This is a genomic window from Exiguobacterium sp. PFWT01 (assembly GCF_018255795.1).
In the GTDB taxonomy this organism is placed as follows: Bacteria; Bacillota; Bacilli; order Exiguobacteriales; family Exiguobacteriaceae; genus Exiguobacterium.
The window spans coordinates 2,802,424-2,821,861 of sequence record NZ_CP073755.1 but is presented as its reverse complement, the minus strand read 5'-3'; the positions used below and the strand labels follow the sequence as shown (position 1 = coordinate 2,821,861).

21 protein-coding genes are annotated in these 19,438 nt (G+C 45.7%); 8 read left to right on the top strand and 13 right to left on the bottom strand.

Features of this window, described 5'->3' with window-relative positions; all coding sequences use genetic code 11:
• Positions 1 to 105: 105 nt before the first annotated feature.
• Positions 106 to 969, top strand: coding sequence for a DegV family protein (locus KD909_RS14640; RefSeq protein ID WP_211782004.1), 864 nt, complete (start codon positions 106 to 108; stop codon positions 967 to 969).
• 26 nt (positions 970 to 995) lie between these two features.
• Here the strand turns inward: KD909_RS14640 and KD909_RS14635 are convergent, their stop codons facing one another.
• Together KD909_RS14635 and KD909_RS14630 are read right to left on the bottom strand one after the other, a co-directional pair.
• Complete coding sequence (locus KD909_RS14635; RefSeq protein WP_211782003.1) at positions 996 to 1,538, bottom strand: histidine phosphatase family protein; 543 nt, start codon at positions 1,536 to 1,538, stop codon at positions 996 to 998.
• Between the two features lie 27 nt (positions 1,539 to 1,565).
• Complete coding sequence (locus KD909_RS14630; RefSeq protein ID WP_211782002.1) at positions 1,566 to 2,027, bottom strand: DUF2691 family protein; 462 nt, start codon at positions 2,025 to 2,027, stop codon at positions 1,566 to 1,568.
• Between the two features lie 191 nt (positions 2,028 to 2,218).
• On the opposite strand from KD909_RS14630, the gene KD909_RS14625 reads away from it, so the two are divergent.
• The gene (locus KD909_RS14625) at positions 2,219 to 3,718 is read left to right on the top strand and encodes a malate:quinone oxidoreductase (RefSeq protein ID WP_211782001.1); all 1,500 of its coding nucleotides are present in this window, start codon (positions 2,219 to 2,221) and stop codon (positions 3,716 to 3,718) included.
• Positions 3,719 to 3,789: 71 nt separating this feature from the next.
• On the opposite strand, the gene KD909_RS14620 is transcribed toward KD909_RS14625, so the two are convergent.
• The 4 genes from KD909_RS14620 to adhP form a co-directional block, all read right to left on the bottom strand.
• Complete coding sequence (locus KD909_RS14620) at positions 3,790 to 4,704, bottom strand: methyl-accepting chemotaxis protein (RefSeq protein ID WP_211782000.1); 915 nt, start codon at positions 4,702 to 4,704, stop codon at positions 3,790 to 3,792.
• Between the two features lie 110 nt (positions 4,705 to 4,814).
• A complete protein-coding gene (locus KD909_RS14615) occupies positions 4,815 to 5,342 on the bottom strand; it encodes a CarD family transcriptional regulator (protein WP_249199050.1) in 528 nt (175 codons plus the stop codon).
• Between the two features lie 109 nt (positions 5,343 to 5,451).
• A complete protein-coding gene (locus KD909_RS14610) occupies positions 5,452 to 5,877 on the bottom strand; it encodes a MarR family winged helix-turn-helix transcriptional regulator (protein WP_211781998.1) in 426 nt (141 codons plus the stop codon).
• Between the two features lie 113 nt (positions 5,878 to 5,990).
• Complete coding sequence (adhP, locus tag KD909_RS14605; RefSeq protein WP_211781997.1) at positions 5,991 to 7,019, bottom strand: alcohol dehydrogenase AdhP; 1,029 nt, start codon at positions 7,017 to 7,019, stop codon at positions 5,991 to 5,993.
• A gap of 195 nt (positions 7,020 to 7,214) precedes the next feature.
• Between adhP and KD909_RS14600 the strand changes: the two genes are divergently transcribed.
• The 4 genes from KD909_RS14600 (at position 7,215) to KD909_RS14585 (ending at position 10,299) form a co-directional block, all read left to right on the top strand.
• Positions 7,215 to 7,955, top strand: a complete 741-nt coding sequence (locus tag KD909_RS14600; protein ID WP_074035176.1) for a hypothetical protein — start codon at positions 7,215 to 7,217, stop codon at positions 7,953 to 7,955.
• Between the two features lie 109 nt (positions 7,956 to 8,064).
• Entirely contained in the window at positions 8,065 to 8,811 is a 747-nt protein-coding gene (locus KD909_RS14595; RefSeq protein WP_211781996.1) for a methionine ABC transporter ATP-binding protein, read from the top strand.
• The gene (locus KD909_RS14590) at positions 8,804 to 9,466 is read left to right on the top strand and encodes a methionine ABC transporter permease (RefSeq protein WP_031424175.1); all 663 of its coding nucleotides are present in this window, start codon (positions 8,804 to 8,806) and stop codon (positions 9,464 to 9,466) included. Before KD909_RS14595 ends, KD909_RS14590 begins: the two co-directional genes overlap by 8 nt.
• Before the next feature lie 20 nt (positions 9,467 to 9,486).
• Positions 9,487 to 10,299, top strand: a complete 813-nt coding sequence (locus KD909_RS14585; protein ID WP_211781995.1) for a MetQ/NlpA family ABC transporter substrate-binding protein — start codon at positions 9,487 to 9,489, stop codon at positions 10,297 to 10,299.
• 34 nt (positions 10,300 to 10,333) lie between these two features.
• Here KD909_RS14585 and KD909_RS14580 read toward each other — a convergent pair whose 3' ends face one another.
• From KD909_RS14580 to KD909_RS14570, 3 genes are all read right to left on the bottom strand, one after another.
• Positions 10,334 to 11,170 carry an aldo/keto reductase gene (locus KD909_RS14580; protein WP_211781994.1) on the bottom strand — a complete coding sequence of 279 codons (837 nt, stop codon included), beginning with the start codon at positions 11,168 to 11,170 and terminating at the stop codon, positions 10,334 to 10,336.
• Between the two features lie 78 nt (positions 11,171 to 11,248).
• Positions 11,249 to 12,211 carry an HAAS signaling domain-containing protein gene (locus KD909_RS14575; RefSeq protein ID WP_211781993.1) on the bottom strand — a complete coding sequence of 321 codons (963 nt, stop codon included), beginning with the start codon at positions 12,209 to 12,211 and terminating at the stop codon, positions 11,249 to 11,251.
• Positions 12,198 to 12,545: a PadR family transcriptional regulator gene (locus KD909_RS14570; protein ID WP_015880292.1), complete on the bottom strand. Its 348-nt coding sequence runs from the start codon at positions 12,543 to 12,545 to the stop codon at positions 12,198 to 12,200. Before KD909_RS14570 ends, KD909_RS14575 begins: the two co-directional genes overlap by 14 nt.
• Before the next feature lie 128 nt (positions 12,546 to 12,673).
• On the opposite strand from KD909_RS14570, the gene KD909_RS14565 reads away from it, so the two are divergent.
• Complete coding sequence (locus KD909_RS14565; protein ID WP_211781992.1) at positions 12,674 to 13,117, top strand: hypothetical protein; 444 nt, start codon at positions 12,674 to 12,676, stop codon at positions 13,115 to 13,117.
• On the opposite strand, the gene ahpF is transcribed toward KD909_RS14565, so the two are convergent.
• From ahpF to KD909_RS14550, 3 genes are all read right to left on the bottom strand, one after another.
• On the bottom strand, positions 13,114 to 14,637 hold the full coding sequence (gene ahpF / locus KD909_RS14560) for an alkyl hydroperoxide reductase subunit F (protein WP_047795758.1): 1,524 nt from the start codon (positions 14,635 to 14,637) through the stop codon (positions 13,114 to 13,116). The two genes, KD909_RS14565 and ahpF, sit on opposite strands and share 4 nt — an antisense overlap.
• A gap of 11 nt (positions 14,638 to 14,648) precedes the next feature.
• A complete protein-coding gene (gene ahpC, locus KD909_RS14555) occupies positions 14,649 to 15,212 on the bottom strand; it encodes an alkyl hydroperoxide reductase subunit C (protein WP_015880295.1) in 564 nt (187 codons plus the stop codon).
• Positions 15,213 to 15,543: 331 nt separating this feature from the next.
• Positions 15,544 to 17,277, bottom strand: a complete 1,734-nt coding sequence (locus tag KD909_RS14550; protein WP_211781991.1) for a hypothetical protein — start codon at positions 17,275 to 17,277, stop codon at positions 15,544 to 15,546.
• A gap of 167 nt (positions 17,278 to 17,444) precedes the next feature.
• Between KD909_RS14550 and KD909_RS14545 the strand changes: the two genes are divergently transcribed.
• A complete protein-coding gene (locus KD909_RS14545) occupies positions 17,445 to 18,719 on the top strand; it encodes a DNA cytosine methyltransferase (RefSeq protein WP_211781990.1) in 1,275 nt (424 codons plus the stop codon).
• 25 nt (positions 18,720 to 18,744) lie between these two features.
• Here KD909_RS14545 and KD909_RS14540 read toward each other — a convergent pair whose 3' ends face one another.
• The gene (locus KD909_RS14540) at positions 18,745 to 19,356 is read right to left on the bottom strand and encodes a hypothetical protein (RefSeq protein WP_211781989.1); all 612 of its coding nucleotides are present in this window, start codon (positions 19,354 to 19,356) and stop codon (positions 18,745 to 18,747) included.
• Between the last annotated feature and the right edge of the window lie 82 nt (positions 19,357 to 19,438).

Below are 19,438 nucleotides of genomic sequence, written 5' to 3'. Positions count from 1 at the left end.
CCCTTCCAAATCTGCTACACTAAAGAAAGTCCTATCGTGACGTCGGAATCGACGAAGTTGTAGGATGATTCCCGTCACTTATGGAGAAGGTTTTTGGAGGAATGTATGATTAAATTACTAGCAGATTCAACGTGTGACTTATCAGATGCAGTGCTTGAACAGTACAACATCGGGGTCGCGCCGTTGATCATTACGATGAACAATATGTCTTACCAGGACCGGGTGGATATCCAGCCGGATGATTTTTATGGAATGTTGGAAGCGCTACCGGAATTTCCTACCACGGCGATGCCGAGTCCGGCGACGTTTTTAAAATTGATGGAAGATGCGGTCGCTTCCGGTCACGAAGAGATCTTATGCATCTGTATGTCGAGTGGAACGAGCGGGTCTTACCAGTCAGCGGTCATCGGGAAAGAATACTTCGAAGAGGCTCATCCCGAATCAACAGTGAAAATTCATGTCGTCGACTCTCGTTCGATGAGTCATGGTAGCGGCTGGCTGTTGTTGAAGAGCGCACAGATGCGTGAAGCCGGTGCGACGTTCGAAGAGCTCGTTGAATTCAATGAAACGTACAAGACGAAAGTGAAGCACTTCTTATCCGTAGATGACCTCGACCACTTGATCAAGAGCGGACGGATCTCAAACGCGAGTGCTATCATCGGGAAACTACTCATGGTAAAACCCATCATGAGTATGAAAAACGGGAAAGGTGCCATTGTTGCCAAGGAACGAGGCACCCGTAAAGTGCTGAAGCATTATACGGACGAGTTCGTGAAACGCGTCAACCCGGACATCACGAATTTCGTGATCATCGGGTACACATCGGACCAACGGATTGCGGAGAACTTAAAAGCGAAGCTCGAAACCGAAACCGATTTTGCCGGCGAGATTTACCTCATGCAGATGGGTGTCTCGGTCGGGACACATGTCGGGCTTGGTGCCATCTCGATGTTTTTCGTAGAGAAGTGACAAAAGCCGTCTCATCGCGAGACGGCTTATTTGTTTGGCCAAATATGCTCGACGGACGGTGTGCTGTCGTGATAATCGAGACGATAGACATCTGGGTTACGCATCGTACGCCATGTCTCAAAGTCATATTGCGGGTCGAGATGTTGCAATAAGAGTGCGAGCAGATTGCCGTGTGTCACTAATAGGGTCGAAGCATGCGGAGCTTTGGCGTGCTCGACGACTTGTAGGATGCGCTGCGTCGCCTCCTCAGCCGATTCGGCACCAGGCAACTTGAACGTCGGGTCGCTGAACGACTGACGTAATGGGGTCAGCCAGTCTTCGAGCGGTTCGTGAGATAGGATGCGTTCTCTCAGTAACGGTTCACGTTCAATCGAAAGGTGATGAGCATCGGCGAGTGGCGTGACCGAAGCGACCGCACGGGTATAATCGCTTGAGATGATCCGGTCGATTGTGAGTTTAGAAAAGAAATCGCGAAGCCATAAAGACTGGGCGTGACCGTCTTCTGTGAGCGGTGCGTCAGGTTCTTGGCCCGCGGCTGAGCAGTGGCGAATCAAATAGAGTGTGGGCATATGGATTCTCCTCTTCAAAATGTATGGTTACCAGCAGGATAAGCGTGTCCTCGAGTCATTATGACTTGTGATGTATGTGACGTCTTCAAATCCATGCCAAGAAGCATTTTCGTAAAGGGAATTGAGCATCTGTGGGTCTTTACAGTAGATTGTGACGTCTTGACTGTCAGTCACCAGTAGAACGAATTCACACGTACTATGTAAAAAGTCTTCATACGTTGCGATTTCCGAGGACATATTCGGTTGGAACGCCTTGATATCAACGAAAATCAAATAGTGTTCATGATACGTGAGCAGTTCAGCGAATTGATGACCATCGATTACGGTCGATTCCGGAAACAACAGGCGATCCAGTTGCCCTTCGTTCACAATGTACGATTCCTCATCAACCACGTTCCATTGGTATGAATCAAGAGGGATTGGACTTAAGATTGCTTTTAGAAATTGCCCATATTGATTGGGTATTGTAAAACGTAAACCACGCCTCAAAAGAACATCTCCTTCATTTCATGGAATCATCCCATTTTCATAAAAAGTTTCAGCACAAAAAATCATACATAACCCTTATCATTCATCACAAAAGAGTTATAATCGGTATAACGATTATAAAATATACGATTGAGGAATGGGGATTCTTCAATCGTATGACAAAAAATTCAGGGGATAAGGATGGGGTTTTCATGAGCAGTACGCAAACGAGAACAGACGTCATTTTGATTGGGGCAGGCATTATGAGCGCAACGCTCGGTTCACTCTTTAAAGAGCTCGTACCGGAGTGGAACATCAAAGTGTTCGAAAAGCTCGATGCAGCAGGGGAAGAAAGTTCAAACGAGTGGAATAACGCAGGTACGGGACATGCCGCACTTTGCGAATTAAACTATACAACAGAGAACGCAGACGGGACGATTGACATCTCCAAAGCGGTCAACGTCAACGAGCAGTTCCAAATCTCGCGTCAGTTTTGGGCGCACCTCGTCAAGCAAGGACTGATTGAAAATCCAGGAGCCTTTATTCGTTCAATCCCACATATGAGCATGGTCCAAGGGGAGAAGAACGTCGATTTCTTGAAACGCCGTTTGGAAGCGCTCACAACGAATCCGCTGTTTGAAGGCATGGTCTTATCGGACGATCCGAATGAATTACGGGAATGGTTCCCGCTCATCATGGACGGACGGACACCGGATGAACCGATTGCCGCGACGAAAATCGATTCAGGGACGGATGTGAACTTTGGCGCATTGACACGTATGTTGTTTGACCATCTCACATCGAACGGGGTCGAAGTCAACTATGGACATAGCGTCGAGGACGTGAAGCGCCTTGAGAACGGTCATTGGGAAGTGAAAGTGAAAGACATGTCTCGGAATACGATTGAGACGCATACGGCACCGTTTCTCTTTATCGGAGGCGGTGGTGGCAGTTTGCCGCTCTTACAAAAGACAGGGATTCCGGAATCGAAACAAATCGGTGGATTCCCGGTCAGCGGCCTCTTCCTCGTTTGCAAAAATCGTGAGGTCATCGAGCAACATCATGCGAAGGTCTACGGAAAGGCGAAAGTCGGGGCACCACCGATGTCGGTCCCTCACCTCGACACCCGCTTTATCGATGGACGCAAAGAGTTGCTGTTTGGACCATTCGCCGGCTTCACGCCGAAATTCTTAAAAACAGGATCGAACTTGGATTTGATTCGTTCGGTCAAGCCGAACAACGTCATCACGATGCTTGCCGCAGGGGCGAAAGAGATGCCACTTACGAAGTATTTGATCGAGCAGGTACTCTTGTCTCACGACAAACGGATGGATGAACTCCGTGAATTCATCCCGAACGCCAAGAATGAAGATTGGGAAATCGTCGTGGCGGGGCAACGTGTGCAGGTCATCAAAGATACACCGCAAGGAAAAGGAACACTTCAATTCGGAACGGAAGTCGTCAGTTCCGAAGATGGGTCGGTCGCGGCACTTCTCGGTGCTTCTCCAGGCGCATCGACGGCCGTGCACGTCATGTTGAAAGTGCTCGAGCAGTGCTTCCCGCAACATTTACCGGAGTGGGAAGCGAAAATCAAAGAGATGGTCCCGTCGTATGGATTGAAGCTGTCGGAACACCCGGATTTATTCAAGACGATTCACGAATCGACGGCGGTCACGCTCGGTTTAGAGGAAAAGGACATGGTCCACAATTAATAGATTCAAGACGAGTATACAATCGTATGCTCGTTTTTTGTATAGAAAAAAGCGACCTCCTATCGGGCCGCTCATACCATTTTGAGAAACGTCTTTGCCTGCTGTTCGAGTGTAGCGGCCGAATCCGCCAGTTTTTCAAACTCACGGACCGTCTGTTCGAGTTGTCCGGAGCTATCTTTGACTTTATGAGAGATGCGTCCGATGCTCGTCGACACGTCATCGATGCGTTTGACGATGCCCTCGATGTTGTTGTTCACTTCTGTAATGGAAAGCGAAACTTTGTTCGAAAGATTGCGGACCTCTGTCGCGACGACATTGAAGCCACGTCCATGTTCACCTGCGCGTGCCGCCTCGATTGCGGCATTGAGTGCGAGAAGGTTGGTTTGGGCAGCGATTTCACGAATCGTTCGGACAATATCCGTGATCGTTTTCGCCTCTTGTTGGAGAGCATGTAAATGCTCTAGGTTTTGAGTCGACTCTTGTTCAATCAGTTTGACGTTTTCGAGTACGTGTTCTCCGTCTTGTTTCCCGATTTGGGACTGGGCAGATAAGTATTCAGACGTCTCTTGAAGATTATTCGCCATGTGGAGTACGTCTTGTTGACGTGACGTGATATCGGCCGCAATCTTTGAAACACCGATGACGTTCTGATTGGTGTCATCGAAGATCGGCATGTAGGTCGCTTCTAGCCAGACACTATGACCGTCGGCGGCACGTCGTTCAATCTTGTCGTGATAACTCAACCCTTGCATGAGTTTACGCCAAAACAGGTCGTATTGGGGACTGTTCGCAAACTCGGGCAAGCAAAGATCACGATGGGGACGTCCCATCAGTTCCTTGACTTCGTAGCCCATCGTTTTGGCAAAAATCTCGTTGACGTAGGCGACGCGACGATGTTCATCAAAGCGAATGATAGCCAGATTGTTTTCGATTGCCCGAACGACATGCGTGTCGGTGACATGGGTCGTACTAGAGTGCAGTTGCATCCTAACATCCTCCCTATATCAGTTGATTTGTTTGTATTAGGATACCCGATAACTGTCAAAATAAGTATATGATTGTAGCAAAATAAAAAGACCACTTCCAAATGGAAGGGTCAAGGTGTGAGTGTCGCCATGCTTTCATGTAAGTACTCGCCAATCGTGCGCTCGATGTCGCTCTCTGAACGCTCGAGAGCAAGGGAGAGCTCTTTCACCAAAATCGTTTTGGCATTCTCTAAAATTTTACGATCTTGTTCGTATAGCTTTTTGTTCGCTTGAAGTGCCTCGATGTGTCGACGGCTCAATGTATTCACGACTTGGGCAATCTCGTGACGGTTTCCTGAATGGACGACATTCAAAAATTCACGATTGCGATTGTTGGAATGCGGATTCCATTCCACGCCAGGCGAGCGGAACGACTCTAAAATCTCTGATGCCTCGTCTGCTTCCAGTAACGTCAACATCATCACGTTGTCATTATCGACAGGAATGCTGATCTGCAACTTTTGTGAGTTGTTGATGGGGTGAAGCGTATAGTACGATTTCGTCTCTCCTGCGACCGTTTTGTCCGAAATGTCGTCGATGCGACATACGCCATGGGTCGAGTAGATGATTAAGTCTCCAGTTTTAAACAAGTCGATCACCTCTTCCTTACCTATAAGCATAGTCATTCAGAAGATGAAATGTCAACTCGGTTGACGTTTCGGGTCATGTATGCATATGAAAAACCGTGTCACCATCAAGCTGACACGGTCATAGTTTCCAATCCAAGCGTAGAATGGTTTTCAGTTGTTCAAACGCCTCTTGGCCGATGCTTTCTTGGATCCGTTGCTCAAGTTGTGCTTTGAGCGTCTCGTTTTGCTCATAACAAGTGTGACCGAGCGAGGTCAACTCGATACATTTGTCTTTTCGATTTTGTGGATGGTCTGTCACGAGAACGAGCGCTTTACTTTCGAGGTTCTTGATCAGTTTATGAATCGCTTGTCGAGAAATATGGACACTGCGCGTGACCTCGGCAATCGTTGTTTTCGACTGATAAAGTGTCGCGAGAATATACCATTCCGAGTTCGAGAGTTGGATATCACTTTGTTCATTCCAAGATTGTTCACTCATGCGTCGAACTTGATCATTGCGCTCTGACAATAAATCAAGTAGACGGGTTGACGTTGATGGAGTCAAATCAAGTCACTCCTCTTTCATTTCCGGCTTTTAGACGTTCCTAACTATACAAAAGCAACTATACCCCGTCAACGTCAATCTAGAACAAAACGGGGCACATGGCCCCGTTTTGATTAGCAGTGTTTATTTTTGAAGTCGATGACCATACGTCCTTGAATTTTCCCTTGTTCCATCTCTTCGAACACGTCTTGCACCTCGTGTAGACAGCGCTTATGAACGACCGGCACGACGAGTCCTTCTGCCCCGAACTGGAAGGCTTCTTCTAAGTCTTTCCGTGTCCCAACAAGTGAACCGACGACTTCGATTCCATCGAGGACGAGACGAGGGATGTTCAAGTCCATCGTTTCAGAAGGCAGACCGACTGCGACCACTTTCCCACAAGCTCGGACTGCATTGACTGCCGAATTGAAGGCGACTTTTGAGACGGCTGTTACGACAGCAGCGTGAGCCCCACCGAACTTCTCTTGTACGATGTCAGCTGCATCTCCATCAGTCGATGGGTTGATCGTCAAATCAGCTCCACTCTCTTTTGCGAGTTCGAGCTTATCATCGTTCAAATCTACGGCAATGACGTGTGCGTTGAAGACGTGTTTCGCATATTGGATGGCCAGGTTGCCGAGTCCACCGCAACCGTAGATGACGACCGTCTCCCCAGGTTTCACGTCGGCAACTTTGATGGCTTTATACGTCGTGACACCGGCACAGGTGATGCTCGAAGCTTGCGCAGGATCCAATCCATCAGGTACTTTGACGGCATAGTCGGCGACGACGATACTTTGTTCAGCCATCCCACCGTCCACACTATATCCGGCATTTTGTACGTTTCGGCAGAAGGTCTCCCGGCCTGTCGTACAATATTCACAACGACCACATGCATGATACATCCAAGCGATACTGACACGATCTCCAACTTTTAAACTCGTAACATCGTCCGCGATTTGCGACACGATTCCAATCCCTTCATGACCGAGCACACGTCCTTGGACATCCCCGAAGTCACCCGCGGCGACGTGAAGGTCCGTGTGACAAACGCCACAATACTCGACATCGACGAGTGCTTCGCCTGCTTGTAATGGACGTAATTCCTTTTCAACGACTTCGATGTTGGCTTTGCTTGCTGAATTGACAACGACTGCTTTCATGTTTGAACACACTCCTTGTGAGAATTTAGCGAACCTGATGGAAAACCCTTCTCAATCACATCGTCAGAATAGCACAAAAAATGGAATGAAAGCGCTTTATTTTTTGGATAGCATTTGTCTGAAAGATGAACTTTTCTCACACAAAGATTTAGGGAAATAGAGATAGAGAAAGTAGACGAAAGGAGTGTTGTTTATATGACACGAACAACGTTATTTCACACATATAAATCAAAGATTTTGCAGCTATCAAATTTAGAAGAAGAAACGTTGAAAAATGAAGACTTTTTGTTAGACCGTGATGAAAAGAAACAACTTGAGATCTATTACGCACCGTTTGAATACATCAATCCAAACGCGAATGTCGTCATCGCGGGAATCACGCCAGGCTTGTATCAAATGCGTCAGTCGTTCGAGGCAATCCGTGACTTGAAGGATGCAACAGACGAAGAGGCGCTTCGAGCCGTCAAACAACGTGGCAGTTTTTCCGGTCCGATTCGAAAGAACTTAGTGACGATGCTAGACGATTTGGAGTTACATCATCATTTGGGAATCGAATCATCCCTCGATTTGTTTGGATCAGCGAACCATCTCGTTCAAAACACGGCGGTCCTCCCTTATCCCGTCTTCTATAAAGGCAAGAACTATAACGGATCGAGCCCGGATATGATTCGAACAGAGCTGTTTCGACCATACGTAGAAGGAATCTTCGCAGAAGAGATGGCCCATCTTCAAGATGCACTCATCTTACCGATGGGCGTGAACGTAAGGCGAGCCGTGGAGTTATTGGTTGAGCGAGGTCTTTTGGATCAAGATCGCGTAGTGAGTGGGTTTCCACATCCGTCTGGTGGGAACGGTCATCGCCATCGCATCTTCGCCGAAAATCGAGACGCCATGAAGCGACACATAGCCGAACACTTCAAACGACATCCACTTTGAACCGCAGTGCGGTTCTTTTCATGTGAGCACATGAACTGACATCAACTCTTTACTTCGCTAAAATGATAAACGGTTGACTCACTCACGAGATGTAGAAAGGATGTCTGCCATGATCACATTGTCGTCCGTCCATAAGCGTTATGGACAAGAGATGGCCGTTCGCGATGTATCGCTTCACATTCGAAAAGGTGAGATTTACGGCATTATCGGCGCAAGCGGTGCCGGGAAGTCGACGCTTCTTCGATTGATGAATTTGTTAGAGAAACCGGATGCCGGGAGCGTCACGGTCGATGGCGACCAGTTGACCGAGCTCTCCAATCGGGAACTTCGCAAGAAGCGACATCGGATCGGAATGATTTTTCAACAATTTAATCTTGTCGCCAATAAGACCGTCTTTGATAACGTTCTCGATTCACTGAAACTTGCCAAACGCCCGAGAGCGTCATGGGAAGCGCGCGTGATGGAATGTCTCCGGTTCGTTGGACTCGAAGCGTATCGCGATAAATATCCTTCCCAGTTGAGTGGGGGACAGAAGCAACGTGTCGCCATCGCAAGGGCACTCGCAAGCGAACCGAGCGTGCTCCTGTGCGATGAACCGACCTCTTCCCTCGACCCGAACACGACGGCGGAAGTACTGCGTGTCCTTCAGTCGGTCAATGAAAAACTCGGCGTCACCGTCGTTCTCGTCACGCATGAGATGGATGTCATCTGTCAAATCTGTCATCGCGTCACCGTCATGGCAGACGGATCCGTTCATGAGACGATTGAGAGGGAGCCAACAGGGGTGGTCGCCATCGATCAGAATCCAAGTTGGTTCGTCGAACAGTTGCGAGAGGAAGGTGAAGCGAATGCCTGACATCTTGGTGCGCTATCAATCAGAGATTTGGCAGTCCATCGCCGAGACGTTCATTATGGTCGGAGTATCGATTCTCGCCGCGATTCTAGTCGGACTTCCGTTAGGCACGTGGCTTTACCTTTCGCGTAAAGGACAATTGTTAGAGAATCAAATCGTCTTCTCCGTCCTCAACCTGGTCGTGAACATCGTCCGGTCTTTCCCGTTCTTGTTACTCGTCGTGTTTTTGATTCCATTTACACGGCTTATCATCGGGACGGCCATCGGAACGGCGGCGGCGACGGTGCCGCTCTCCATCATTGCCATCGCGCATTATGCGCGACTCGTCGAACAGTCACTGATTGATGTCCCACGCGGGGTGATCGAAGCGGCACTCTCGATGGGAGCGTCTGTGAAAGACATCATCTTTAAGTTTCTTTATGTGGAAGCCCGGTCCGGTCTCGTCCTCGGATTGACCACATCCATCATCAGTTTTATCTCATACTCGACGATCATGGGGGTCGTCGGGGGTGGTGGCATCGGTGACTTTGCCATCCGTTATGGATATCAACAATTTCAGACAGAACTCATGCTCTATATGATTCTCATCATGCTCGTCTTCGTACAGTTGATTCAATTCACGGGCACGACCGTGGCGCGAATCATCGACAAACGTTAAACAGAAAGTAGGAAATGAATATGAAAAAATTGATGGCACTTCTAGCCTCACTCACACTCGTCCTCGCAGCATGTGGGAACGATACAGAAACACAAACGAAACAAGCAAATGAACCACAGACATTGAAAGTCGCATCACTCATCCCACCGATGACAGATATGCTTGAAATCGCGAAAGAACAGCTCGCAGAAGACGACATCGAACTCGAAATCGTTGTTCTCGGAGACAACGTCCAACCGAACTCGGCACTTGCGGCGAAAGAAGTCGATGCGAACTTCTTCCAACACGTTCCGTATATGGAAGAGTTCAACCGCAGCAACGATGCGAATCTCGTTCCAATCGAACCAATTTATTTCGCAAATTATGGTGTATACGCAAAAAACTATGACAACATGGAAGACCTCCCGGAAGGCGCAACGATTGCGATCGCCAACGACGTATCGAATATCGACCGTTCGCTCTCCCTGCTCGCACAACATGATGTGATCGAGCTCGGAGAGAAAGAAGGCACGTACTATACACAAGCCGATATCATATCGAACCCAAAAAACTTCAAGTTTGAAGAAGTCGACTTGTTGATGCTCGCGCGCGCGTACGATGACGTCGATGCGGTCTTGATGACACCGGCTTACGCGGCACCACTCGGTTTGACACCGAAGAGTGACGCACTCTTAACAGAAGGTGTCGAGAACGATTTCGCCATCACCCTTGTCGCACGTGAAGACAACCAGGATGACGAAGCGATCCAAAAACTCGGCGAAGCGCTCACAAGTGACGAAGTCCGTGCATTCCTGCAAGAAAACTATGATGAGACGGCCATTCCGGCGTTTTAAACAAAAAGATTGAGCCATCTAGGCTCAATCTTTTTTAGTACTCTTCGTATTCTCGCGGGTCTTGGTCATCGATGCGACCGTCCGGTTTCGTCAACGCATTGAGCGTCTCCATCTCTTCATCCGTCAACTCGAAGTTGAAGACGTCGAGATTTTCTTTTTGGTGTAACTCACTGGACGAGCGGGCGAGCGGGATGACCCCAAGTTGCACGTGCCAACGTAAGATGACTTGAGACACGCTCTTGCCTTTTTGTTTGGCGAGCTCGGTGATCTTTTCGTCATGGATGACCGTGCGGGCGCGACTGAGCGGGCTCCACGCTTCTGTTATGATGCCGCGTTCTTTATCGGCTTTCCGCTGTTCGACTTGCGAGAAGTACGGGTGTAACTCGATTTGGTTGATGACCGGTGTTTCTCCCGTTTCTTCAATCAAGCGGTCAAGGTGCTCCGGCATGAAGTTCGATACCCCAATGGAGCGGATCCATCCGTTTTCCTTCGCTTGAATCAAGGCACGCCATGCCTCGACGTACTTGTCTTGTTTCGGGTTTGGCCAATGCAAGAGGAACAAATCCCAATAGTCGAGGTTCGCTCGATATAGGGACTCTCGAATCATCTCGAGCGCCTGGTCGTAGTCATAATATTGCGCGCGCAGTTTCGATGTTAAGAAAAGTTGTTCGCGCGGGATGCCGGATTGGCGAACCGCTTCACCGACCGCGCCTTCATTATCGTAGCGAATCGCCGAATCGATGAGTCGATATCCGTTCCGGATGGCGCATGTGATGGCGTCGACCCCTGCTTCACCTTTCAAATAAACCGTCCCGAGTCCGATGGCCGGAATCTCATAACCGTCATGTAACTTGATTGTTGGAATACCCATCAAATGCCTCCCCATTCAAAATCCGTTCTCTTCTCCGCTATTCCACTTTCATCGGAAATGAAACGTTTGAATGTGAGGTCAACGTCGAAACGCTTTGATTAAACCTTCTGCTAAATCGAGGATACACACGATGATGATGGTGAGTAAAACACTCCAGACGCCCCAACGACTGATTGTTTCGAGGTCGACGTTGATTTGCTCAGCAATCAACGAGAGGGCATTAGAAGAAATTAAATCAGGTTGCAGTAAAATGAGCGCTGTGACGACAATCCATACGATATTGAAGAGCGCGTTCCACAAGGCGAGCGGCTTTGTCCAATGTCGAACCATCCATTTGTAAATGGCGATGGCGATCCCAAAGGCGGCCAGGGCGATGACAAACGGGAAGAATTGATCCAAGACCGACGCATTGAGTAGCGGATAGGATTCACTATCTGTGACAACACGAATCAACTGCTCGGCGTTGACATACAATACGACCATCAGAACGGTGGCGATAAAGTCAAACAAAATCGAACCAAAAGAAATCGAGGTCGAACGTGGTTTTACCTTCTTGAGTTGCTCAGGTTTCCAACTAGAGAAAGGAACTTCGCCCTCAGGTACAGCACGTTCAATGATGAAGAACGTGAGGGTGATCCAGAATAGCGTCTGAACGACGACATTGAAGATGGCCGCCCCAGTTTGAAGGAATGCTTGAATCAAGAATTGACTCCAAGACGTGTCATCGATGGGATTGGTCAAATAACCGATGATCGAGAGAATGGTGACAACCGTGACGGCAATCGGTAAGACGATTTTGATGATGTTCACGTACTGTGTGAAGAGAGCAGGACCGATGAGATAAAGTGGTCGGTTCGCGTAGCGAGCAGCGAGGATTTGAGGGTCGCCGAGTTGGCGCAATGCTTCAAATAAAGCCGCTTCAGACGGGTCATTTCCAGTCATGTCATCAATGGTCGATTCCAATTCGAGTGCGACGTCTTGCCGCATCGACTCTGGGATTCGAGAGGTGACTTCATCGATATACACATCACGAAGATTCATGATCATTTCCTCCTTCAATTAGACGGGTCAACGTTTTCGACATGTTCATCCATTCCACGTACAACTCATTCAAAATATCCATTCCGTCTGGGCTGAGAACATAGTACTTGCGAGGTCGACTCTCCGTCGTGTCCCAGGAACTCGTGACGAGTCCTTGTTTTTCAAGTCGACGCAAGAGCGGATAGAGCGTACTTTGATCAATGTTGATATCGGCATCTAGCAGTGCTTGAACGAGAGAATAGCCGTATTGGGGTGTCTTCAACTGACTGAGCACCGCAATCGTCAACGTGCCGCGCCGCAACTCCGTCACCAACGAGGCTTTTACATCAGACATTTTTTCGCCTCCTTCATTCGTTTATCTTTATACTGTATATCATACACTATAAGTTATCATACATCAATATGAATGAAAAACGTTGATTCATTTCCTGATTTTGGGATGATAAAGGGGAGGTGATGTTCATGAAGTGGTGGTGGATGGTTGGCGGTGTGGTGATCGCCAGTTTATTGACGATCAATGCGCAGTGGTATGGGAATGCGGCGACGTTTGGGGTACCGATTGGCTGGATCATCATGCTACTAGTCTTGGCACAGTTTCGAAAGCCGACATCGACTCCGTGGGCGGTGTCGGTCGGAGTGATGAGTGTTGGGGCGGCGATTTTGCTTTCGATTCCGAGCTACTCGTTAGCTGAGGCAGAAGAGACGTTGAGCAAAATGTACAATGACGTGACGTACATGGAGAGCGTTCCGACGACCGGAGAAGAATGGAATCCATTCTCTCCTCGAGTGGGCTATCGATTTGAGACGGAGAGCGGAGACTCGATTTTATTCATCCCGGACTCAGGGAAGACGTTTGAACTAACAAAAAGACTCGCTCTCATGATAGAGGGCGAGTCTTTTTGTTAGTTGCGAATCATGTAGTCGAAGGCGCCGAGTGCGGCTGTCGCACCAGAACCCATCGAGATGATGATTTGTTTGTAGGCGCTGTTCGTGCAGTCTCCTGCCGCGAACACACCTGGGACGTTCGTCGCGCCGTGACGGTCGACGACGATTTCCCCGAAGTTGTTGCGTTCGACCGAGTCGAGCCAGTCCGTGTTCGGGACGAGGCCAATCTGGACGAAGACGCCTTCAAGTTCGACATGATGTGACTCGTTCGTCTCACGAGACACATACGAGATGCCGTTCACTTTGTCCGTACCCGTGATTTCTGTCGTCTGAGCGTTCGTGATGACAGTCACGTTCGGGAGGCTGTGAAGACGATCTTGTAGCACTTGGTCAGCCTTGAGTTCAGGAGCGAACTCGAGCACCGTTACGTGCTTGACGATTCCTGCGAGGTCGATGGCTGCTTCAATCCCAGAGTTACCGCCGCCGATGACCGCGACACGTTTCCCTTCGAAGAGAGGACCGTCACAGTGTGGGCAGTAAGCGACCCCTTTGTTTTTGAACTCCGCCTCACCTGGGACGTTGACGTTACGCCAGCGTGCACCGGTCGAGAGGATGACACTCTTACTCTTCAAGACAGCGCCGTTCTCGAGTTCGATCTCGACGAGGTCCTTTTTCTCAAGACGCTTCGCGCGTTGAAGGTTCATGACATCGATGCCGTACTCTTTGACGTGCTCTTCTAGACTAGCGACAAGTTTTGGACCTTCTGTATAAGCGGTACCGATGAAGTTCTCAATCCCCATCGTGTCCATCACTTGGCCACCGAAGCGCTCCGCGATGATTCCGGTACGGATTCCTTTACGAGCCGCGTATACGGCTGCACTTGCACCCGCTGGACCGCCACCTACGACGAGGACGTCATACGGGTCTTTGTCCGAAAACGCAGACGCGTCAGGACCTGTACCGAGTTTCGCCAAGATCTCTTCGAGTGACATCCGACCGTTACCGAACGATTCTCCGTTCAAGAAGACCGTCGGGACAGCCATGATTTCTTTCGCTTCCACTTCATCCTTGAACGCGGCTCCATCGATCATCGTGTGCGTGATGTTCGGATTGAGGACGCTCATGACGTTTAGCGCTTGCACGACGTCAGGACAGTTGTGGCAGCTGAGACTGATGTACGACTCGAAGTGATATGTGCCTTCGATATTTTGAATTTGTTTGATTGTGTCCGCATCGACTTTCGGCGCACGCCCGCTCACTTGGAGGAGGGCGAGGACAAGTGATGTGAACTCATGTCCGAGTGGAATCCCCGCGAAGACGATTCCTGTCTCTTCGGATGGACGATTCACGCTGAAGCTCGGTGTACGCTCGAGTGTCGCGCGTTCGACCGAGATGCGTGATGACATGCTGGCGAGTTCGTTGACGAGCTCGAGCATCTCGTTTGAGACTTTGTCTTCCCCAGCGCTCACACGGAGGACGACATCGCCCTCCATGAGCTGGAGATATTGGTCGAGCTGTTGTTTAATCGCTGCTTCTAACATGCAATCGCTCCTTACAATTTACCGACGAGGTCAAGGCTTGGGCGGAGTGTTTCAGAACCCTCTTCCCATTTCGCTGGGCAGACTTCGCCTGGATTGTTGCGTACGTATTGTGCTGCTTTGACTTTGTTGACGAGCGTGCTCGCGTCACGGCCGATGCCGCCAGCGTTGATCTCGACAGTTTGGATGACGCCGTCTGGGTCGATGATGAACGTACCACGGTCTGCGAGGCCGTCTTCTTCGTTCAAGACGTCGAAGTTGCGTGAGATGACGTGTGATGGGTCACCGATCATGATGTACTCGATTTTTCCGATTTTCTCAGATGTTTCGTGCCAAGCTTTATGTGTGAAGTGTGTGTCTGTTGAGACAGAGTATACTTCTACACCGAGGTTTTTAAGTGTAGCGTACTCGTTTTGAAGGTCTTCAAGTTCAGTTGGGCAGACGAATGTGAAGTCAGCTGGGTAGAAGCAGACAACGCTCCATTTACCTTTGAGGTCGTTCTCTGTAACTTCGAGGAATTCACCTGTTTGGAATGCTTGTGCTTTGAATGGTAGTACTTCTTTGCCGATTAATGACATGGGTTATGTCCTCCTTGTTTTTTACTCTAGCGTTTCTATCTCGACTAGAATAATTATAATGTAATACTAACTTCATATAACGAGCTGGAATTGTCAAGGCGTTTGCATGCTATTGGAGGATTAGGAATATCAATGGATTATCCGATTTTGGCTTAAAGAAAGTAAAGAAAGCGATTACATATTGATTAGTATTTTTCTCCCTCTTTTCTTATTTTGAAAAATGAAATCTATAAGTGAAGTTACTAATGTATTGACTAGGGTCACTAATTTTCTCGTCGTGAATTATATGATTATCAATTACGTAAAAAAATACCGTAATCACAAGTAGCGATTACGGTTGAATTTTATATGTGCATGCTAATTTTAAACTACTCCATCCATGGGATTCTCCTGCAGAAAATTTTAAGCGCATGATTAATTGTTCTTTATCGTCATTCCAAAAAATCGCATTGTTGATCTTCGTTGGATGATTTGCAATAAACTTAAGATCTTCTCCATAAGAAATGATCTTGGATAATTTTGCATAATTACTCTCATAAAAAGTATGAAGTGTAGGTATATCTCCCACAATTGTTGATATCCCAAGCTTTAGAGAAGCTTTTGAGGCTTTGGATAACGAATCAGCAAGATATTGATTTGCAGATTCTAGTACCTCTTCTCGAGTTAATTTTCCCTCCAAATAGAGCTTTTTTAGTTCTTTTGCTACTTGAGTCGTTTCACCAATTCTAAAGTAGTTTGCTCCCAAAATAGTTCCGAATCCAGGATTCTTTACTACAGGTATCGAATTTGATTTAGCGTTTGCTTTTAACGAGTAACAGAGCTCTTTTAATTTCACTTCTGAAGAATTAGGATTCTTTGGAGTTAAAGTGATTTTTATATCTGAATTGTCTTTAATATCAAGTCTATAAGCATCATCGGTAAGCGATATTGCTGAGATTTTATACTCTGAATATTCTTCTTTAATACTAGGTAGTAAAATGGATTCGACAGCATCTTTTGATGCGTACTTTAATTTTTCTAGTGTATCCTTTTTTAAATTTTCACCATATATCTTTAAATTATTTAAATGACGAGGTTCCTTTGAATTTTCATCAGAAATAATTGCCTGTTGATTAGTGAGTAGATAGTGATAAATGAGAGCTTCATTCACTTTACCAATACTATTTGGATCATTCGATCTAACTTCATTAGTCTCATGAATAAGTTGGGTCCAAATATCTTCAAACTTACGAATTAGTTCTTGGTTAATGTTAGTTGTAGACTCATTGTTAAACAAAGCGGTAGTTAGTTTGATAGGACTATGGGGCTGACTTTCGAATTTAAATCTGATGTACAATGTGATATTTCCATCTGTAAAACCAATAGATGCATTGCCTTTACGGAACAAAATTATGTTTGCGTCAGGATCAAATTGATATTTCTTTTCGAGAACAGGGAACTCTGGTGCCTTTTCAATCGACACTACCATGGACTCCCCTTGAAATAGTAATAGATTTAATCCAGAAATCACCTGTTGTTGATTATTACTATTTAGAAGTTCTTGAAACATTTCTAACGTACTTTCTCTTAATGAATACAGAATGTTTTTTCGAGCTATTCTAGCTTTTTCATTTGATGAAAACGTAATGTTTTGTTTACGCACTTCATTACGATAATCTTTTAGAGATTTATATTGTTCAGTTGACCTTAAAAAACTTTTGAAAAATGCTTCATATAGTCTGTTTAACGTTGAGTTAAATTTATCTTGTAAAAGAGGATCATCAAAATATTTTGATAAGAAGCTTTTGCCCCCTAAATTCCGAGGTTGGATATCTCCAGTTTTTGAGTTAAAAAGGTGATATGGTACTTGGTGTTTATGTAGTGTTAATGTTAGGTCAGGATGTTGATCAGGGTTTGGGGTATCAAACTTACTTTGTATTGAAGTAATTGAAGAATGTTTTTTATAGAGATACATTGCAGTTGCAGCTGAAGAAGAGTGTAAATCAATGCGTTCCCCTTTAATCAATTTTGATAAGTAGTACTTCACTTCTAATACATGTTGATTGCCTCTTTGCTTTTGCATCATTATGAATTTCTCCTATTTAACATTTTCTCTAAGCTGTATTGTTTATTATATCTTTTTTGATCCTCATTTTTTGGAAAAACTTAACTCTGGCCATTTTGAATAGAGTCAGTTATGATTAGTGAATAAGAGAAAATTATGTAACGGCTAAGAAGATGAGGTGAGAGGACATGAAAATTGACGAGCGAGGTAGAGCTAAATTTAGACCCACAAATGACTACTCATCCGAAGATGTGAAGCAAGTACTAATGGAAAAAATTAAAGAAGAGTCTGGTCGAATTATTCAATCTTCTAAAGATGAAGAAATTTTGAATAGTATTAAGCGAGAAAAACATAAATTTCACGTAGTCAGTCTGTTTTCTGGTTGTGGTGGTTTAGATTTAGGATTTGATTTAGCTGGATTAGTATCGAGTCAAGAAACTCCAAGCATTCTAGAAGAAGTATATAAGTCGAAAAGTAACTTTGACAGATTAGGAAAGCAAAATATATTTCAAACGATTTATTCAAACGACTTATTTAAAGAGTCAGCAAGATCTTATAAGTTAAACTTTGACAATGAACACACAGTACAGGATCCACGAGATATACGAAAAATTAAGTACTTTCCGTATGCTGATGTAATTTTAGGTGGTTTTCCTTGTCCTGGATTTTCAGCAGCTGGTCCGAGACTAATCGACGATGAAAGAAACTTCTTATATATTCATTTTATTCGTGCAATCATTCAAGCGAAGCCAAAAGTGTTTGTAGCTGAGAATGTGAAAGGTCTTTTAACATTAGGAAAAGGTGAAGTTGCTAGACAGATCATAGAAGATTTTGCTTCTGCAGGCTATAAAATACAGTATAAATTGGTGAATGCAAGAGATTATGGCGTACCCCAAATAAGAGAACGTGTATTTATAGTGGGCGTTCGAGATGACGTTAAATTTTCATACAAATTTCCGGAACCTACTCATGGAGCGGACAGAAAACCGTATGTAACGCTTGAAGATGCTATTGGTGATTTACCAGAATGGCCGGAAGACGTTTATGAAGGCGACTTTTCATCGATCTATTTATCGCGTAATCGTAAAAAGGATTGGAACGATCAAGCTTTTACAGTTCAAGCATCAGGTAGACAAGCACAGTTGTGGCCCGGTGGGGAAAGAATGAAAAAGTTAGGCAAAGATGAGTGGGAATTGATAGGAACTCAGAATCGTCGGTTGAGTGTCAGAGAATCGGCGAGAGTTCAAACTTTTCCAGACTGGTGGGTATTTGATGATGGAAGTAGCACATCTGTTAGCTCTAAAAATAATAGGCTAGATAAGCAATATAAACAAATCGGAAATGCGGTCCCGGTTCTATTAGCACGAGCTGTTTTACAACCAATTGCAGATTGGGCTAAGCAAGAAATTGCTCACCAAATTGAAGTGGATAAGCAACAAGCACAGTTGTCATTAGATATTTAAAGGAGGAGGGCTATTGAGCTCTCCTCTATCTCTTTAACCACTCTTTAGGAGCAAGAGTATCTAAATCATCAATACTTTGAGATAATGCACGACTATGTAACCACTTTAAATCAACAATATTTGTATCCAATATTTTTAATGAAAGTAAATAATTTTCTATTTCTTCACCAGAATCTAAAAAAGTTTTGCGTTCAATCTTATTTAAATGACATAGACCGTTAAAAACCATCTCACCTGACTTAAATTTTGTGAAATGAAGAAACGGAGGAATTAAAATGTTATCACTTGTATTCATGAATTCTTCAACTAATTTCAAACGATTATTACCTTGAGCTCTTTTATCGAAAATGCCATCCCAACCTTGTTTAGTATCTCCCCAATACTTGATCACATTATTTGATAAATCAATTTCGTCTTTCCATGGTTTTTTTGCTACTGACTTTGTTAATGTTGTTACTAGTAAGAAATAGGGAGGTAACCCTTTAAACAAGGGATTTTTGATTCCGAGATAACGAATTCCTCTAGAATTAGACATACTATATTCATTCAGAGTATTCCATGCTAATATTTGATCGCCTTCACGTTTCCCTTTTGAACCTCGATCTTTATAAGTTTCCCCGCGGACATATACATTCATAAACTTCACTCCTTTAGAAATATTATAAATTAAAATGGTAAAAACATACATGATTAGCAGATAAGATAAACAAGATATGAAA

What these genes read in the sequence shown, in the direction of transcription:
- KD909_RS14640 (WP_211782004.1), top strand. Translation starts at nt 106, where the DNA reads ATGATTAAATTACTAGCAGATTCAACGTGTGACTTATCAGATGCAGTG.
- KD909_RS14635 (WP_211782003.1), bottom strand. Translation starts at nt 1,538, where the DNA reads ATGCCCACACTCTATTTGATTCGCCACTGCTCAGCCGCGGGCCAAGAA.
- KD909_RS14625 (WP_211782001.1), top strand. Translation starts at nt 2,219, where the DNA reads ATGAGCAGTACGCAAACGAGAACAGACGTCATTTTGATTGGGGCAGGC.
- KD909_RS14620 (WP_211782000.1), bottom strand. Translation starts at nt 4,704, where the DNA reads ATGCAACTGCACTCTAGTACGACCCATGTCACCGACACGCATGTCGTT.
- adhP (WP_211781997.1), bottom strand. Translation starts at nt 7,019, where the DNA reads ATGAAAGCAGTCGTTGTCAATTCAGCAAGCAAAGCCAACATCGAAGTC.
- KD909_RS14600 (WP_074035176.1), top strand. Translation starts at nt 7,215, where the DNA reads ATGACACGAACAACGTTATTTCACACATATAAATCAAAGATTTTGCAG.
- KD909_RS14595 (WP_211781996.1), top strand. Translation starts at nt 8,065, where the DNA reads ATGATCACATTGTCGTCCGTCCATAAGCGTTATGGACAAGAGATGGCC.
- KD909_RS14590 (WP_031424175.1), top strand. Translation starts at nt 8,804, where the DNA reads ATGCCTGACATCTTGGTGCGCTATCAATCAGAGATTTGGCAGTCCATC.
- KD909_RS14585 (WP_211781995.1), top strand. Translation starts at nt 9,487, where the DNA reads ATGAAAAAATTGATGGCACTTCTAGCCTCACTCACACTCGTCCTCGCA.
- KD909_RS14580 (WP_211781994.1), bottom strand. Translation starts at nt 11,170, where the DNA reads ATGGGTATTCCAACAATCAAGTTACATGACGGTTATGAGATTCCGGCC.
- KD909_RS14575 (WP_211781993.1), bottom strand. Translation starts at nt 12,211, where the DNA reads ATGAATCTTCGTGATGTGTATATCGATGAAGTCACCTCTCGAATCCCA.
- KD909_RS14570 (WP_015880292.1), bottom strand. Translation starts at nt 12,545, where the DNA reads ATGTCTGATGTAAAAGCCTCGTTGGTGACGGAGTTGCGGCGCGGCACG.
- KD909_RS14565 (WP_211781992.1), top strand. Translation starts at nt 12,674, where the DNA reads ATGAAGTGGTGGTGGATGGTTGGCGGTGTGGTGATCGCCAGTTTATTG.
- ahpF (WP_047795758.1), bottom strand. Translation starts at nt 14,637, where the DNA reads ATGTTAGAAGCAGCGATTAAACAACAGCTCGACCAATATCTCCAGCTC.
- ahpC (WP_015880295.1), bottom strand. Translation starts at nt 15,212, where the DNA reads ATGTCATTAATCGGCAAAGAAGTACTACCATTCAAAGCACAAGCATTC.
- KD909_RS14550 (WP_211781991.1), bottom strand. Translation starts at nt 17,277, where the DNA reads ATGATGCAAAAGCAAAGAGGCAATCAACATGTATTAGAAGTGAAGTAC.
- KD909_RS14545 (WP_211781990.1), top strand. Translation starts at nt 17,445, where the DNA reads ATGAAAATTGACGAGCGAGGTAGAGCTAAATTTAGACCCACAAATGAC.
- KD909_RS14540 (WP_211781989.1), bottom strand. Translation starts at nt 19,356, where the DNA reads ATGAATGTATATGTCCGCGGGGAAACTTATAAAGATCGAGGTTCAAAA.